The 14,498-nt window shown below is 43.1% G+C and carries 17 protein-coding genes; 7 read left to right on the forward strand and 10 right to left on the reverse strand.

The genetic code is table 11. From position 1 onward, the window contains the following. Window positions 1–287: 287 nt before the first annotated feature. The 6 genes from HGJ91_RS03440 to HGJ91_RS03465 all read left to right on the forward strand — a co-directional run bounded on the left by HGJ91_RS03440 (window position 288) and on the right by HGJ91_RS03465 (window position 4,198). A complete protein-coding gene (locus HGJ91_RS03440) occupies window positions 288–995 on the forward strand; it encodes a hypothetical protein (RefSeq protein ID WP_291346299.1) in 708 nt (235 codons plus the stop codon). Between the two features lie 330 nt (window positions 996–1,325). After that, the gene (locus tag HGJ91_RS03445) at window positions 1,326–1,736 is read left to right on the forward strand and encodes a pyridoxamine 5'-phosphate oxidase family protein (protein ID WP_291346300.1); all 411 of its coding nucleotides are present in this window, start codon (window positions 1,326–1,328) and stop codon (window positions 1,734–1,736) included. Between the two features lie 167 nt (window positions 1,737–1,903). Then, complete coding sequence (locus HGJ91_RS03450) at window positions 1,904–2,467, forward strand: isoprenylcysteine carboxylmethyltransferase family protein (RefSeq protein ID WP_291346301.1); 564 nt, start codon at window positions 1,904–1,906, stop codon at window positions 2,465–2,467. A gap of 4 nt (window positions 2,468–2,471) precedes the next feature. Beyond that, window positions 2,472–2,645 (forward strand): hypothetical protein, encoded by a 174-nt coding sequence (locus HGJ91_RS03455; protein WP_291346302.1) that lies wholly within the window; start codon window positions 2,472–2,474, stop codon window positions 2,643–2,645. A gap of 29 nt (window positions 2,646–2,674) precedes the next feature. Then, window positions 2,675–3,073: a CGGC domain-containing protein gene (locus HGJ91_RS03460; protein WP_291346303.1), complete on the forward strand. Its 399-nt coding sequence runs from the start codon at window positions 2,675–2,677 to the stop codon at window positions 3,071–3,073. Between the two features lie 39 nt (window positions 3,074–3,112). Then, on the forward strand, window positions 3,113–4,198 hold the full coding sequence (locus HGJ91_RS03465; protein WP_291346304.1) for a DUF3524 domain-containing protein: 1,086 nt from the start codon (window positions 3,113–3,115) through the stop codon (window positions 4,196–4,198). 4 nt (window positions 4,199–4,202) lie between these two features. Here the strand turns inward: HGJ91_RS03465 and panB are convergent, their stop codons facing one another. The 7 genes from panB to HGJ91_RS03500 are packed head-to-tail and all read right to left on the reverse strand — an operon-like array spanning window position 4,203 to window position 11,042. Continuing rightward, window positions 4,203–5,054 carry a 3-methyl-2-oxobutanoate hydroxymethyltransferase gene (gene panB / locus HGJ91_RS03470; RefSeq protein WP_291346305.1) on the reverse strand — a complete coding sequence of 284 codons (852 nt, stop codon included), beginning with the start codon at window positions 5,052–5,054 and terminating at the stop codon, window positions 4,203–4,205. A gap of 1 nt (window position 5,055) precedes the next feature. Then, window positions 5,056–5,982: a ketopantoate reductase family protein gene (locus HGJ91_RS03475; protein WP_291346306.1), complete on the reverse strand. Its 927-nt coding sequence runs from the start codon at window positions 5,980–5,982 to the stop codon at window positions 5,056–5,058. Window positions 5,983–6,001: 19 nt separating this feature from the next. Further along, window positions 6,002–7,282, reverse strand: coding sequence for a TRAP transporter large permease (locus HGJ91_RS03480; RefSeq protein WP_291346307.1), 1,281 nt, complete (start codon window positions 7,280–7,282; stop codon window positions 6,002–6,004). Then, complete coding sequence (locus HGJ91_RS03485) at window positions 7,272–7,751, reverse strand: TRAP transporter small permease (RefSeq protein ID WP_291346308.1); 480 nt, start codon at window positions 7,749–7,751, stop codon at window positions 7,272–7,274. Before HGJ91_RS03485 ends, HGJ91_RS03480 begins: the two co-directional genes overlap by 11 nt. A gap of 18 nt (window positions 7,752–7,769) precedes the next feature. Then, window positions 7,770–8,747 carry a TRAP transporter substrate-binding protein gene (locus HGJ91_RS03490; RefSeq protein ID WP_291346309.1) on the reverse strand — a complete coding sequence of 326 codons (978 nt, stop codon included), beginning with the start codon at window positions 8,745–8,747 and terminating at the stop codon, window positions 7,770–7,772. Between the two features lie 37 nt (window positions 8,748–8,784). After that, a complete protein-coding gene (gene ilvD / locus HGJ91_RS03495; RefSeq protein ID WP_291346310.1) occupies window positions 8,785–10,470 on the reverse strand; it encodes a dihydroxy-acid dehydratase in 1,686 nt (561 codons plus the stop codon). Beyond that, window positions 10,467–11,042: a helix-turn-helix domain-containing protein gene (locus HGJ91_RS03500; protein ID WP_291346311.1), complete on the reverse strand. Its 576-nt coding sequence runs from the start codon at window positions 11,040–11,042 to the stop codon at window positions 10,467–10,469. Before HGJ91_RS03500 ends, ilvD begins: the two co-directional genes overlap by 4 nt. A 257-nt stretch (window positions 11,043–11,299) precedes the next feature. Here HGJ91_RS03500 and gap point away from each other — a divergent pair, with 257 nt between their 5' ends. Beyond that, a complete protein-coding gene (gene gap / locus HGJ91_RS03505) occupies window positions 11,300–12,316 on the forward strand; it encodes a type I glyceraldehyde-3-phosphate dehydrogenase (protein WP_291346312.1) in 1,017 nt (338 codons plus the stop codon). A gap of 5 nt (window positions 12,317–12,321) precedes the next feature. Here gap and HGJ91_RS03510 read toward each other — a convergent pair whose 3' ends face one another. The 3 genes from HGJ91_RS03510 to HGJ91_RS03520 form a co-directional block, all read right to left on the reverse strand. Beyond that, the gene (locus HGJ91_RS03510) at window positions 12,322–13,104 is read right to left on the reverse strand and encodes an AAA family ATPase (protein WP_291346313.1); all 783 of its coding nucleotides are present in this window, start codon (window positions 13,102–13,104) and stop codon (window positions 12,322–12,324) included. Continuing rightward, window positions 13,101–13,406, reverse strand: a complete 306-nt coding sequence (locus HGJ91_RS03515; RefSeq protein WP_291346314.1) for a hypothetical protein — start codon at window positions 13,404–13,406, stop codon at window positions 13,101–13,103. The genes HGJ91_RS03510 and HGJ91_RS03515 overlap by 4 nt, the downstream gene beginning before the upstream one ends. 143 nt (window positions 13,407–13,549) lie before the next feature. Beyond that, window positions 13,550–14,455 (reverse strand): dihydropteroate synthase, encoded by a 906-nt coding sequence (locus tag HGJ91_RS03520; protein ID WP_291346315.1) that lies wholly within the window; start codon window positions 14,453–14,455, stop codon window positions 13,550–13,552. Between the last annotated feature and the right edge of the window lie 43 nt (window positions 14,456–14,498).

Genomic DNA, 14,498 nt, shown 5'->3' on the forward strand with positions numbered 1-14,498 from the left:
ATAATAATCATGTTGCTTAGTATAGAATTTCATTGAGTCTTCTCCTTTGTTTAAAGATTAATCGCCTTTTGCAGCATAATGATATGCTGCTGCAAAGGAAAGGCTCAATGATTATCAAAAGGATGAACCCTGACTGAAAAAGCTTGGCCGTTTTTGATTTTTACAAATTTTGTTGTTTATTTATCTTTCTTCGCTTTTTAGCCATATTTTGTAAGCTTTTTCAGCATGTTATCCTTGCCGTTAGCTTTTCATGAATAGAAAAACGTACCCTTAATTAGGATAATGAAATGAAAATAAAATATATAATACAAGATATGGCACATTTTAATGCTGACCAGCTTCTTAAGGTTTTTCCAGGAAATTGTACTATTGAACAAAATGATAAGACTTATCTAACAGTAGAACTCCCCTCTGGATCAAACGAATATGATTCATTTTTCTTTTTGCAGAGAGAAGTAGATAGACTATTCTTTGTTACCGGAGCAAGAATAAAATATGACCTCATCTCAATCGAAAATAACGATGGTTCTTTTACAGGGTTTAGCGACTTGAAAATGATGCTACAAGCTGTTAAACAACTCCCAGAAAATATTGAACGCCAGCAATGGGATGCAAATGACATCACTGTGCACCTAAGGCTCTGGACTTTAGCATTTTCCCCAGACATTCCATTAGCAGCCAAAATAAATTTACTTTTTCAGATAATAGAAACTGAACATCCTGACACAAACAATAATGCTGTTTATCCAATTTATCATGATTCGACAAATCCACCAGATCCTAAAACAGAAGCCAAATTATTAAGACATCTTATGAGCCACGGGAAAGCACCTGTTACTCAAAATTCACTTAGACAATACTGTACTTTTTTAGGGATTCCCCATGAAATGCATAACCCTGTGGACCGAAGTTTTATTTCCAGTATTAAAAAACGTTTACCAGTGTTAATCAATGAAGCACGAAAAATTATCGACAGTAAAATAAGTGGAATATGAGGCCCTGACCAAATAAAAGCTAACCAAAGGGTGAACCGGACAGCAAGGGTTTCCTTCTTTTTAAAGGTTGAAAAACTTTTAAATAATGTGCTTTCAATCAACTTTTTTGGAAACCCTTGCTGTCCGTTACCCAAACGTTATACTATGCGAATTTTGTTTCTTGTTCTTTGATAATTTGAAAGTTCTTGTATTAGGTTTAATACTGATGCATTTTCTAACAAGATTAACACATGCTGTTTCTGAAGCACTACTTATGGCAGGAGGCATCTTTTTACAAAAATTTAAGTTTTTAACCAAAATTCCTAATTGAATTAAGAGGAGATTATGACTATGGCACAAATGACTGATAGAATGAAGGAACTATTTGAAAAAGTGGGCGCTGTTGCCCTCGGGACTTCAACCTTAGACGGCACCCCCAATGTTGTACCAGTGGGCGCAAAAAAAATTATTGATGATGAGACCATTCTTATCTCCGATCAATTTCTTAACAAAACCCTGTCCAACATGAAATCAAATCCACGGGTGTCAGTCACATACTGGGAAGGACACGAAGGCTATCAGCTAAAAGGAACAATCACCATTGAAACCAGTGGAACACGGTATGAAGAAACCGCCCAATGGATCGAAGATTTAGGTGCCAAGGCCGGATTTCCCCTCAAATCCAAGGGCGCGGTTATTTTAAAAATTGAAGAAATTTACGGGGTCGCGCCGGGTCCAGGAGCTGGTAAGCAACTGGCATAAAATCCACAAAAGGATGCTTGGGTATTTTATAAAAATTTTAAAAAGGTATAATAAATCGCTCCACCCGACCGCCCGAAGCTCAGTCACATACTGCGGAAGCTTTTGGAGCGGCGGGTGGGCTCAACCGTTATATGAAATAGGTTTGGACTTTAAACGGGATTAGAATCATGACCCTTAAAACCAAATGGATTGATGTTTTGTATAATGTTGCGACAGGCAGCAGAAATGTTCGCAACTTTTTCACACCGATAGGGGCAATTTTCTATGGTCTATTAATATTTGTTTTTATCGTCACAGCCTTATATGTAGACAGATTAGCAGGCCTTACCAGCATATTCCCAAATCCGCTAAATATAATTTTATCTTTACCCATTTTTTTGCTCGCTTTATTTTTAATAGGATGGTCGGTTCAAAATTTTCTTAAAGCAAAGGGCACTCCGGTTCCCTTCAATCCTCCTCCCAAATTAGTAACGACCGGCCCATATGCTTATACACGGAATCCAATGTTAACCGGTGTATTCTCTCTGTTTTTCGGTTTTGGTGTATTATTCGGATCTGTTTTCCTTCTCATTGTATTCACCCCTTTTTTTATTTTTATTAACTTTTGGGAACTAAAATCAATTGAGGAGCCAGAACTTGAAAAGCGACTGGGTCAAGAATATATTGAATATCGGAAAAGGACACCTATGTTTTTTCCAGGTTTTGGGATAATATTTAAAAGGAGAAAATAGCAATTTGTATAAGGGAAAAAATGAAATGATTGATGAGGTTTTTATCATTTGCATGGCAATGGGCTTTGTTGATATACATCTTTTAGCATCAACTCAATTAGGTCAGGTAAAGTTGCGGCCTGTTGATAAAAGACTTAAAGCTGTTGCTATGGCGGCTGCTTTAAATTATAAACAGTGACTAAATGGAAGCAAAAAAAGGGGTTTTAAATGACAAACGTAGCTATTATTCGGTGTGAAAACAATATGGATAGATGTCCTTTGACCAACTGTTTTCGGTGTCTGATGGAAAAGAAAGAGGGATTTGCAACTTATGAGGATTGTATCCCGGCTGGTGTTTTTACCTGCCGGTGTCCGGGTGATGTCACGGTCAATTTATCCAAAATACTCAAGGCCAAGGGAGCTGAGGTTATTCATTTCTGCACATGTACCTTTGCTAAAAAGACAACTGACGGCTGGGTTGCCAAAGACGGTGGGTTTTGTGAAAATATCGATAAAATTATTGAGCAAGTTCATAAGGAAACCGGCATTCAATGTGTCAAAGGTACTGCGCATCTTCCCAAAGACTATACGGTAAAGACATGGGATCAGGGTTATTCCTCTGGATGAATATGCAGCCCATCAAGCATAAATTGTAAATATTTTATTATGAAAATTCTGTTTCTCGAACCTTTTTTCGGCGGCTCTCATAAAGATTTTGCATTGGGTTTTAAAGCCCACTCCTGTCATGATGTGACACTTGTGACGCTTCCGGACAGATTTTGGAAATGGCGCATGAGAGGGGCAGCCCTCTATTTTGTCAATCACGTCAAAGATTTTTCAGTGTTTGACGCAATTATCACCACTGATATGCTGGATTTAACAGATTTTATGTCTCTTGCAGGGAAAGATCTTCCTCCCGTATTGATGTATTTTCATGAAAATCAATTGTCCTATCCATTGAGCCCCAGGCAGAAACGTGATTTTCACCTGGGGTTTACCAATATTATTTCGGCACTTGCTGCGGATAAGGTCTTTTTTAATTCCCAATTTCATTTTAATGATTTTATGGGATCGGCAAGCCTGTTGATCAAACAGATGCCGGATTCCAGGCCAAGTTGGATGATTGAACAAATCAGGGAAAAGACAGAGGTGGTTTATCCGGGCTGCCGGTTTAAAAAGGGCAGGGTTGAGTTGAAAGAACGGGAATTGAAACATCCGTTGATCATATGGAACCACCGATGGGAATATGATAAGAACCCGGAATTTTTTTTTGAAGTTTTGGGCCGTCTGAAAGAAAAGAACATTCCTTTTTCCCTGGCCCTGCTGGGGGAAAGGCTTGCCAGTTTTCCTGAGGTGTTTAGCCGGGCACAGGAAAAATTTAAAGATGAAATCGTTGTTTACGGGTATGTTGAATCAAGAGACAACTATCTATCCTGGTTAGAAAAAGGGGCAATCGTTGTGAGCTGTGCCATTCAGGAGAATTTTGGCATTTCCATTGTCGAGGCAGTCAGATTTGGTTGTATCCCACTGCTGCCAGACCGGTTGTCTTATCCCGAGATCATGCCCAAAGAATTTCATTCCAAAATTTTATATCAGACAAAAGAAGACCTGATAACAAGGTTGGAAGACATGCTTGTAAATTATCAAGACTATTTGCCGCTGCAAAAAAGATTGTCCATAGAGCTGGAACAGTTTTCATGGGAAGTCATTGTAAAACGATATGATACTGCTCTGGAACTATTGAAAAAATAATTTTTTATTCCCGGAGCCTTTTTTTCAATTCCTCCAGCGCCTTATCCGGCATGGTAAAGGAATGTTCCTGAGCCGGAAAGGCCTGGTTGATGACGTCTTCTTTATAGGCTTTCATGGCATCTATAATCGTGGGTCTGATCTTTGTGTATTGTTTGACAAATTTGGGTGTAAATTTATCAAACAGCCCAATCATATCATGGGTGACCAGCACCTGGCCGTCCACCTGACTGCCGGCTCCTATCCCGATAACCGGGACACTGACAGCCTCTGCAACAATTTCTCCAAGGGGTGCGGGAACCGCTTCAAGGATCATGGAAAAGACACCGGCATCCTCCAGGGCTTTAGCATCATCAACAATACGTTTGGCAGCCTGGGCATCCTTGCCCTGCATCTTGAACCCGCCAAGGGCACTGGCAGTCTGGGGCGTCAGCCCGATATGGCCCTGGACAGGGATTCCCGCCTTTACAATGGCTTCAATAGTGGGGGCAAAATCGACACCGCCTTCCAGCTTGACAACATCACATCCGCCTTCTTTCATCAGTCGGCCGGCATTGATAATGGCGTCTCGGACAGAGGTGTTGTAACTCATAAACGGCATATCTCCGATAACAAGCGCTGTCTTGCATCCGCGAGTCACCGCCCTGGTATGGTGTATCATATGTTCCATAGTCACCTCAACCGTACCGTCAAGCCCCATGACCACCATTCCCAGAGAGTCTCCCACCAGAACAATATCCACACCGGCCTCATCTGCCATTAATCCGAAGGGATAATCATAGGCAGTAACCATCACAATTTTTCGATGCTCTTTTTTGGCCTGCTTGATATCCTGGATGGTTATTTTTTTGTTGCCCATTTTACTTTTCTCCTTCTTTATAATTTGTTTGCAGTGTTTGCACCAGTGCCGTCAATGTCTGGTTTGCGGGAACACGCATCCCCTTTTTTTGTGCCAGGCTGACGATGGCACCATTGATAGCATCAATTTCAGTTAGCCGCTTATGGTCTACATCCTGTCCCATGGATGACCGGTTGAGACCGGTTGCCGTTGCAATGGTGAATACCTGATCCACAATATCATCCGGAAGTTTCATCCCATGGGCCAGTGCCACATCACAAGCTTCTTTTACAACCATACGGACAAGTTCTCCTGTGGGGGGAGAATCCATTATTTTGCCGTTTTTTATCCCTGTCAGAGCCGTAATGGCATTGATCCCCACATTAATGATCAGTTTCTTCCAGATTATCAGATGTATATTATCCTCTATTCTGGTGTCAATACCTGCATTGCAAAATACATTTTTGACGGTTGCAAGTTCTGTGTTGTTTTTTTCTGACCACATACCGATCAGCGTAGGGCCGGCACCTGCATGGCGGATGAGTCCCGGGCCCAGTATGGTTGCCCCGTGGGAGGTCGTCCCTGCGATGACCTTGTCAGGATGCACAACCTGTGAAATTTTATCTGCATTGCCCATTCCGTTTTGAAGGGTTAATACAAGGCCTTCATCCTTTAAATATTTCAAGGCTTGAACAGCGGCTTGTTCGGTCTGTGTGGATTTTACAAAAATAATCACCAGATCTGATTTTCGGATATCGTTCATATCGCTTGAGGCAGGGATATCCATCCGGTTTATTTTTCCATCGAATTCAACTCCAAGGCCCTGGGAATTGATGGCACTTACATGATCTTCCCATATATCCATGAGAAAAACATTTTGTCCCGATCGTGCCAGAAAATATCCAAAAAGGCCTCCCATTGCACCTGAACCAATAAATGTAATGTCCATAATTTCCCTTTATGTGTTTTTATTTTATCACTAAGTTTGCCATCCACATGGTAATTGGAGAATAAAAGGTTATGATCAAAAGGTCTACAATTAATATTCCAAGGAAAGGCAGGATGCGTTTGCTGATGGCGGCAATACTGTCATTGGATATGGAACATGAAACAATCAGACATATGCCCATAGGGGGCGTCAGCATGCCGATGGCAAGATTTGTAACAACGATGACACCGAGCTGAATCATGTCGATACCCAGGGCCGGCTGCATGGCTGTGATCATTGGCACCAGCAGTATGAGCGCTGCTGTTGTTTCAACAAATGTTCCGGCAATCAGCAGAACCATATTTATCAGCAGAAGCAGAATAACGGGGTTGGTAGACAATTCCAGCAGGGTTCCGGCCATCTGAGCCGGAATGTCCTCAATCGCTGCAATCCAGCTGAATACAGAGGCAGTAGCAATAATAAACATGACAATGGCAGATGTTATAGAGCCGCTGAGGAACAGGGGGAAAAGGTCTTTTATTTTTATTTTTTTGTAAACAAACAGGCCGACAACCATGGCATACACAACGGCAATTGCTGCGGATTCCGTAGCTGTGAAAATTCCGAACAGGATCCCACCCAGAATAATCATCGGGGCCCCCATTGCCAGAAGAGACCGTTTGAATGTCCGCCATATTTCTTTGAATGAGAACGCTATGGTTGCAGAGTAGCCTTTTTGCCAGGAAATAAACGTGGCAACACTGATCAAAGAGACTCCTATCAGAATACCGGGCAGAATACCGGCGGCAAAAAGACGGCCAATGGACGCCCCTGTCAGGAAGCCAAAGATAATCATGGGGATGGAAGGCGGAATGATCACACCGATTGATCCGCCCGAGGCCTGGACAGCTGCCGCAAAGTCAGATTCATACCCGGATTTTTTCATGGCCGGTATCAAAATGGCACCGACAGCAGCGGCATCAGCAGCAGCAGAGCCTGAAATACCTGCAAAAAACATGGCAGCCACAATCGTTACAGCAGCGAGCCCGCCGGGAAGCCAGCCCACAAGAGCATTGGCAAAATCAATGATCCGGCGGCTGATGCCTCCGGCCTCCATGATGGTCCCGGTGAACATGAAAAGCGGAACGGCCATGAGATGAAAGGAGTCTGTACCGCTAAACATGCGTTGCACCACCATCATCAGACTGAAATCACCTTGTATCAGAATTGCCGTAACAGACGCCACACCGATGGCAATGGCAATGGGTGTGTTGATGGCAAAAAGAAAAAGAAGTGATAGAAGCAGGACTTCAGTGGTCATGGGGATCTGCCTTTAATTCAGCAAAAAGAAAGGTTACGGCGTGGATCATCAGAATGACGCCACTGATGGGAATAATACTCAAGATAATCCATTTGGGTATCTGGAGCGCAGGAGAGATTTGCAGGCGAACAAACCAGGCAAACTGATATCCATAGATGATCATGACAATAAACAGGGCCATGGATGCCAGATGGGTACATATTGACGATAGTTTTCTCAGCAGCGGACTTAGTTTTGCGTAAAGAAAATCAACTCCCGGGTTGACCTTTCGGTAATATGCACTGGACGCCCCCAGGAAAGTCAGCCATACCAGAAGAAACCGGGCAAGCTCCTCTGACCAGAACAAAGAATGGTTCAGTACATATCGAAAAAACACCTGGACTGCAACAATCAGGGTCATGGTGAAGCCCAGACCAAACAACATGTATTCTATCCACTGGTTGATACGATAGCTTGCTTTTTCAATCATACTGTCTCCGCTCGAGCACTATTTAACGGCTTCCATAATTTTCAAGAGCATATCCTGTACTTTCGGGTCTTTGTAAATGTTCATATCCTTTAGATCGGCGACTTTGGCCCGGAATGCATCAATGTCAGGATTCTCAACAATCTGCATGCCTTTTTCCTTTAACAGTGTAAGGCGATCCGCATCTTTTGACCGATTATCGTTTCGCTGGTATACGGCTGCTTCATATATGGCCTTCTGGATCATATCCTGATCAGTTTTATCAAGGGTTTTCCACCATTTGAGAGATGCAACGTCTATGTGGTATGAGTAAACATGGCGGGAAAGCGTCATATATTTTTGAATTTCATAAAATTTATACACTTCCATGACCCACAGCGGGTTTTCCTGTCCGTCAATCACCTTTTGCTCAAGTTCCGTATAAATCGGCCAGGGCATGGGGGTTGGATTGGCCCCAAGTGCTTTCCAGATTGCCTTGTGAATAGCGGAAGCCATGACCCTGACTTTGAGACCCCGGATATCATCGGGACTTTTGACCGGGCGTTTGCTGTTGGTCAGGTTCCTAAAACCGTTTTCAGAAAAACTTAAGCCCTTAAACCCAGAGCTTTCAAGGCTTTTGAGTACCTGTGCCCCCAGGGGACCGTCAAGAATTTTATCTGCCTGGGCATTGTCTTTGAAAAGAAACGGATAGTTGACAACCCGGGTAATGGGATCAAAGGTGTCAAACGGACCGCCTGTGATAATGGCCATCTGGATGGTACCCATCTGGACCTGCTGAAGAATTTCAGTCTCATTACCAAGGGAGGCTGAGTGATAGATTTTAACCTCAAATTTTTTGTTTGAACGCTGCTCAATCAGCTCTTTGAATTTTTCAGCAGCGATATTCTGAGCGCTGCCGGGCTTGGTTGCAACCCCCAGCTTGATTTTTGTGACAGCCAGAGCGTTGCTGGAAAAGAAAAGCAGGGTAACAGCCAACGTAAAAGCCAAACGGGTTTTCATTGTAAATTCTCCTTAAAACTAGGGTGGTTTAAAAAAATTATTTTGGAAAAACGGCTCCTTTATCTGCACTGGAAACAATTTTTGCGTATCTGGCCAGATAGCCGGTATTGATCTTAGGGGTAAAATCAGGCAGCCCGTCGATTCTTTTCTGGATTTCCCGGTCAGACAGTTTGAGATTTATTTTCTTTGCGGGAATGTCAATCTCAATCATGTCACCATCTTTGACAATGGCAATGGGACCTTTTGCAGCAGCTTCAGGAGAAATATGCCCGATGGCTGCCCCCCGTGTGGCCCCTGAAAACCGCCCGTCGGTAATCAGGGCAACTTTTTTGTCCATGCCTGTTCCGACAACGGCTGATGTGGCAGATAACATTTCTCTCATCCCCGGGCCGCCTTTGGGTCCTTCATACCGTATGACGATAACTATTCCTTTTTCTATTTTTCTTTCCATAATTGCCTTGACGGCTTCCTCTTCGCTGTCAAAAACTTTTGCAGGGCCCTCATGTTTCATCATGTTTTCGGCCACTGCTGCCTGTTTAACAATGGCACCATCAGGGGCCAGATTCCCTGTCAGAACAGCCAGCCCTCCGGTTTCATGAACAGGAGTATCAAGGGATCGGATAACAGAAGCATTTTTTATTCCCGCCCCAATGTCATCCAGCATCTCTTCCATGGTTTTGCCATATACGGTCATCTGTTTTCCATTGATACGGTTTCCGCGGATCAGTTCGGACAGGATTGCCGGTACGCCGCCGGCATGATAGAGGTCTTCAATATGATGGGGGCCGGCAGGTGCAAGGGAGGTCAGGTGGGGAATCTTTTCGGTAAACTCACTAAAATCTTTTAACGTGATATCCACATCTGCATAATAGGCAATGGCCGGAAGATGTAGCGTTGTATTGGTTGACCCACCAAGTGCCATATCCATCGCAATGGCATTGTAAAAGGCTTCCTTGGTCATGATATCTCTGGGGTTTATTTTTTTTGTGACCAGTTCAACGGCTTTGAATCCGGTTTGCTTTGCAAGGTGTGTCCGTCTTGAATAAACAGCAGGGATGCTGCCGTTAAACGGCAGGGACATGCCAAGGGCTTCACTGAGATTACTCATGGTGTTGGCCGTAAACATCCCGGAACAGGAACCGGGTCCCGGGCAGGCATTGCATTCATATTCCAAAAGTTTGCTGGTGGTGATTTTTCCTGCGGCATGGCTTCCTACCGCCTCAAACACCTTATCAAGACCTGTGTCGTTTCCAAGGACCTTTCCGGCAATCATGGGGCCACCTGATAGAAATATGGAAGGAATATTCAATCTTGCTGCACCGATGAGCATACCGGGAATAATCTTGTCGCAGGACGCCAGAAGTACAAGCCCGTCAAAAGGATGGGCCATGGCCATGATTTCCAGAGAATCGGCAATATGTTCCCGGCTGCACAGCGAGTATTTCATACCCTCATGATTCATGGCAATCCCGTCACAGACACCAATGGTGTTGAATACCATGGGTGTTCCTCCGGCTGCATAAACCCCTGCTTTCACGGCTTGAACCAGTTTATCCAGATGCATGTGCCCCGGGATAATTTCGTTAAAGGAATTGGCAATGCCGATGATCGGCCTTTCAAGCTCCCAGTCATCGAAACCATCCGCCCTCAGCAATGACCGGTGAGGGGCACGTTCCGGTCCCTGGGTCATAAGGCTGCTTCTTTTTTTCATCTGCACTTTCATTCTTTTCCTCCATCTATAATGATGACAAGGCATTCACTTCCAGTTTCTCCGGCGTTCTGCCCGCGATGGGGAGTTGATGGATCAAAATGAATTGAATCGCCTGTTTCAAGCCGGATTGTTTTTTTCCCATATATAAAGTCAATTTTGCCTTGCAGCACCAATAAAAATTCTTCACCCGGATGATCATAAAGCTTCGTTGGTTTTTGTTCAATTACAGGGTATTTTACGATAAAGGGTTCTATCAGATTGTCAGACCTCAGACCTGACAGCGAATAATAGTTTAATTCTGCCGTAGTCCCCCTTCTGTTTATCTGTTTGCGGTCGCCTTTTAATGTCACGGCATATCCTTCTTCTTCACCCGTTGTCTCTTCTGTATCAAAGAAAATGCCAATGGGAACCTCCAGGCCATGTGATATCTTGGACAGTGTGGCAATGGGGGGGGAAACCTGACAGTTTTCTATTCTGGACAAAAGACCCTTTGAAAGATCTGTGAGCCTGCCCAATTCTTCCAGGGTATAGCCTTTTCTTTTCCTGATTTTTTTAATTTTATCTGCTATTCTTTTTTCCAGCATGTTTATTTCCTTTAAACTTGTTTCACTATATGCAACTTTTTAAACCGCTGTCAAGAAATTTTGTGAACCTTTGCAAAATCTGGGAAGTTTTGGCATGCGAACCTGAAATATTGAATCTGCTGCAGGCATATTAATGATTAAAATATGGACCGGTTTGTGCTATAAGGTCAAAGTTATGGTTAATTGAGAATGAAAATTTGAAAGTGCTGAAGTTTTCCAAGCATTGCGAGACAAAAATCTTATGGAAATGATGAAAAATGAAAATTAATATTGCGATCAACGGCTATGGCAGGATCGGGCGTTGTATTACAAGAGCCTTATATGAATCAGAAAAGTTTTATGACAAAATTAATCTTGTTGCCATAAATGAGACAGCAGATGCAAAGACCATTTATCATTTGACCAAATATGATTCAACCCATGGCAGATTTCTTTTAAATGTTGAACATGAAAAAGGCTTTCTTGTTATTGGAAATGACAGGATAAGCGTATTTCAAGAACAGAATATTGCAAATTTGCCGTGGAAAGATCTGAACATTGATGCAGTCCTTGATTGCACAGGATTTTATAATGACAGGGAGTCTGCTGAGCGGCATCTGCTTTCAGGGGCCAAAAAAGTTATTTTTTCACAGCCCGCAACAGATAAAATGGATGCCACCATTGTGTATGGTGTTAATCATAATATTTTAAAAAAAGAGCATACCATCATCTCAAATGCTTCCTGCACAACCAATTGCGTTATCCCTGTTCTTCATGTGCTTGACCAGGTACTTGGAATTGAAAGCGGGAGCATTACCACTATTCATTCTGCCATGCATGATCAACCGGTTATTGACGCCTACAATCCTGATCTGAGAAAAACACGGTCGGCTTTGCTCTCCATTATCCCGGTTAGTACAGCCCTGGAAAAAGGGATTTCCAAAATATTGCCCTCCATGGAAGGAAAATTTGAAACACTGGCTATCAGGGTTCCCACCACCAATGTATCTATTATGGATATCGTTCTTATGGTAAAATCTGATACAGATATCCAGGCGGTCAACCATGCGTTAACCAAAGCATCTGAATATGGATTAAAAGATATCCTGGGCGTGACCAGTGAACATCTGGTCTCCTGTGATTTTAATCATGATTCCCGGTCTTCAATTATTGATCTTCACCAGACCCGGGTCAGCAGAAAGCGGCTGGTGAAAATTCAGGCCTGGTTTGATAATGAATGGGGATATTCTCATCGGATGCTGGATACTACTATAGCAGCATTTGGAGCACCATAAGCTGCTTATGACCCCAGTTTAATCAGTTTTTTTGTAACTTCTATTAATTCTTCAGGTATCTGGGTGATATCATCATAGGGGCGTGTTCCATCCCTGTCTGCATCAGCAATTTCATCCATTTCCGGAATAAATCCCAATATTTCATAGTCCGGCATACTGTCTTTAATCAGCTTTTTATCTTCTTCATTCCTGACCCTGTTTGCCAGTACCACAATATTTTTGATCCCGATATCCCGGCCAAGCTTTTTTATCTTATCTGCTGCCACCCGGCTTCTCTTTCCCGGGTTTACAACCACGATAAGGGCATCTACAGATCCTGAGGTTGCTCTGCCCAGGTGCTCAACACCGGCTTCCATATCCATGATCACTACTTCATTGCGGGCTAAAACAAGGTGGTTCATCAAGGCTTTTAAAATGACTGCCTCAGGGCAGATACATCCTGATCCACCCTGTTGAACCGTTCCCATGACAAGCAGCTTTACCCCATCCTTTTCCAGGGAAAAACGATCCGGAATATCATCGACTTTGGGATTTAAGGTAAAGAATCCCCCCATTGTGCCGGGCGTAGCCCCGGTTCGCTCTGCAATGAGATCAGAGAGTTCAGACACCGGGGTGATGGGTTTTGATTCATCAATGCCAAGACCTGCCGCAAGGTTGGCAACCGGGTCAGCATCTATGGCAATAACTTTAGTTTCTTTATTTAATGCGGCAATGGATCGGGCTATTAAAGATGTGATAGTGGTTTTCCCAACACCGCCTTTGCCGCCGATTGCAAGTTTTAAACTCAAAACAGGTCTCCTGTGATTTTTTTTAATATACGTCCCTTGTCATCCATCAAAAAAACGTCATAATTGTTTTTTTGGGCCTGATTTATCAGGTCCTCTTTTATGATGGCCTGGACCTCATATTTATTATCCATAATATTCTTGGGCATTACAAGAAAGCATTGCTGTGCGATTTCTTTGGTTTTAAAGGCCGGAATAAAAGTGGCGTTTGTCTCTTTGTCAGTATAGCCCACAAATTGTTCATTGGATATTCCCGGGTTCTGAACAATTATATAATACCAGGTATCTTTTATTTGATCATTCAATTTTTTAACTCCTCACAAAAGGTTAGCTTCAGTCAAATATAAGACAGTTTTTTATAAAATAAAGGCCAAATGGGAAATACAAATAAAAAGCCCCGGCCTTGTTTAAAAGGGCAGGGGCTTTTTGCGCTTAATACGTAATACGGTTAAATGTCAAGCCATGAATCAGAATAGAGAGTTTCACCCATAATGACTTTATAGGTTTTTGCATAATCCTGCATTTCTTTATCAAGACTGGCAATATCCGGTTGATTACCGTCCATCATACCGCAAATCAGGTCGACAATATCCTGTCTTTCACCTTTGGCAATACTGGTTTGCTGTTTATCAAGGGGATCAGCAATAACAGCTTTCATCCCGTATTTTTCAAGCATAACCATATAGGTCTGGTTGAGGATACCGCGGAGATGTTCCGGAGGTCCATTGGAGATATTGGAAAGACCGCAGGTTGATTTTGAACCCGGTGCCATGTCCTCCAGCATCATCTGGAAATTCAAAAGGCTCATTAACTGCTGCTGCTGGATGTTGACAGGGGTTACAATGCCATCCACCCAGATTCTCTCATTGGCAACACCTGCTTCGTTGGCAAAATAAAGCAGCTCAACTGCCAGGGCAGCTCTTTCATTTTCATCTCTTGGCATACCATCAGGGCCCCACATCAGTGCAACAAAATCCGCTTCATATTCAACAGCAAGGGGAACCATCTTTTCATATATTCCAGGTCTTACCATGATAGAGTTGATGATATGCGGTTTATCTGCAGGTTTGCAAACCTTCAGGCCGGCTTCAATGGCAGCAATGTTGGAACTGTCAAGGAGCAGGGGCATTCCTGGAACTGCTTCCTGAACAACATTAACGACCCAGGGCATCAGCTCGTGACCGAATTTCTTGGCAGGTCCGAGGTTGATATCAATGTAATCCATACCCAGTTCTTTTTGCCTGACAACTTCTTCCTGAATGGGTACTGGGTTACGCATGGCTGGATCAGCTTGTTTGAATTCTTTTCCAATGATATTGGAAATGACGTTCAGACTTTCACCAAAAAGTATCATTTTTTTTCCTTTTAAATTAAATTAGGTTTAATTTTTGAGCCGG

Origin of the sequence: Desulfobacula sp. (assembly GCF_014237455.1) — a bacterium.
Taxonomy (GTDB): Bacteria; Desulfobacterota; Desulfobacteria; order Desulfobacterales; family Desulfobacteraceae; genus Desulfobacula.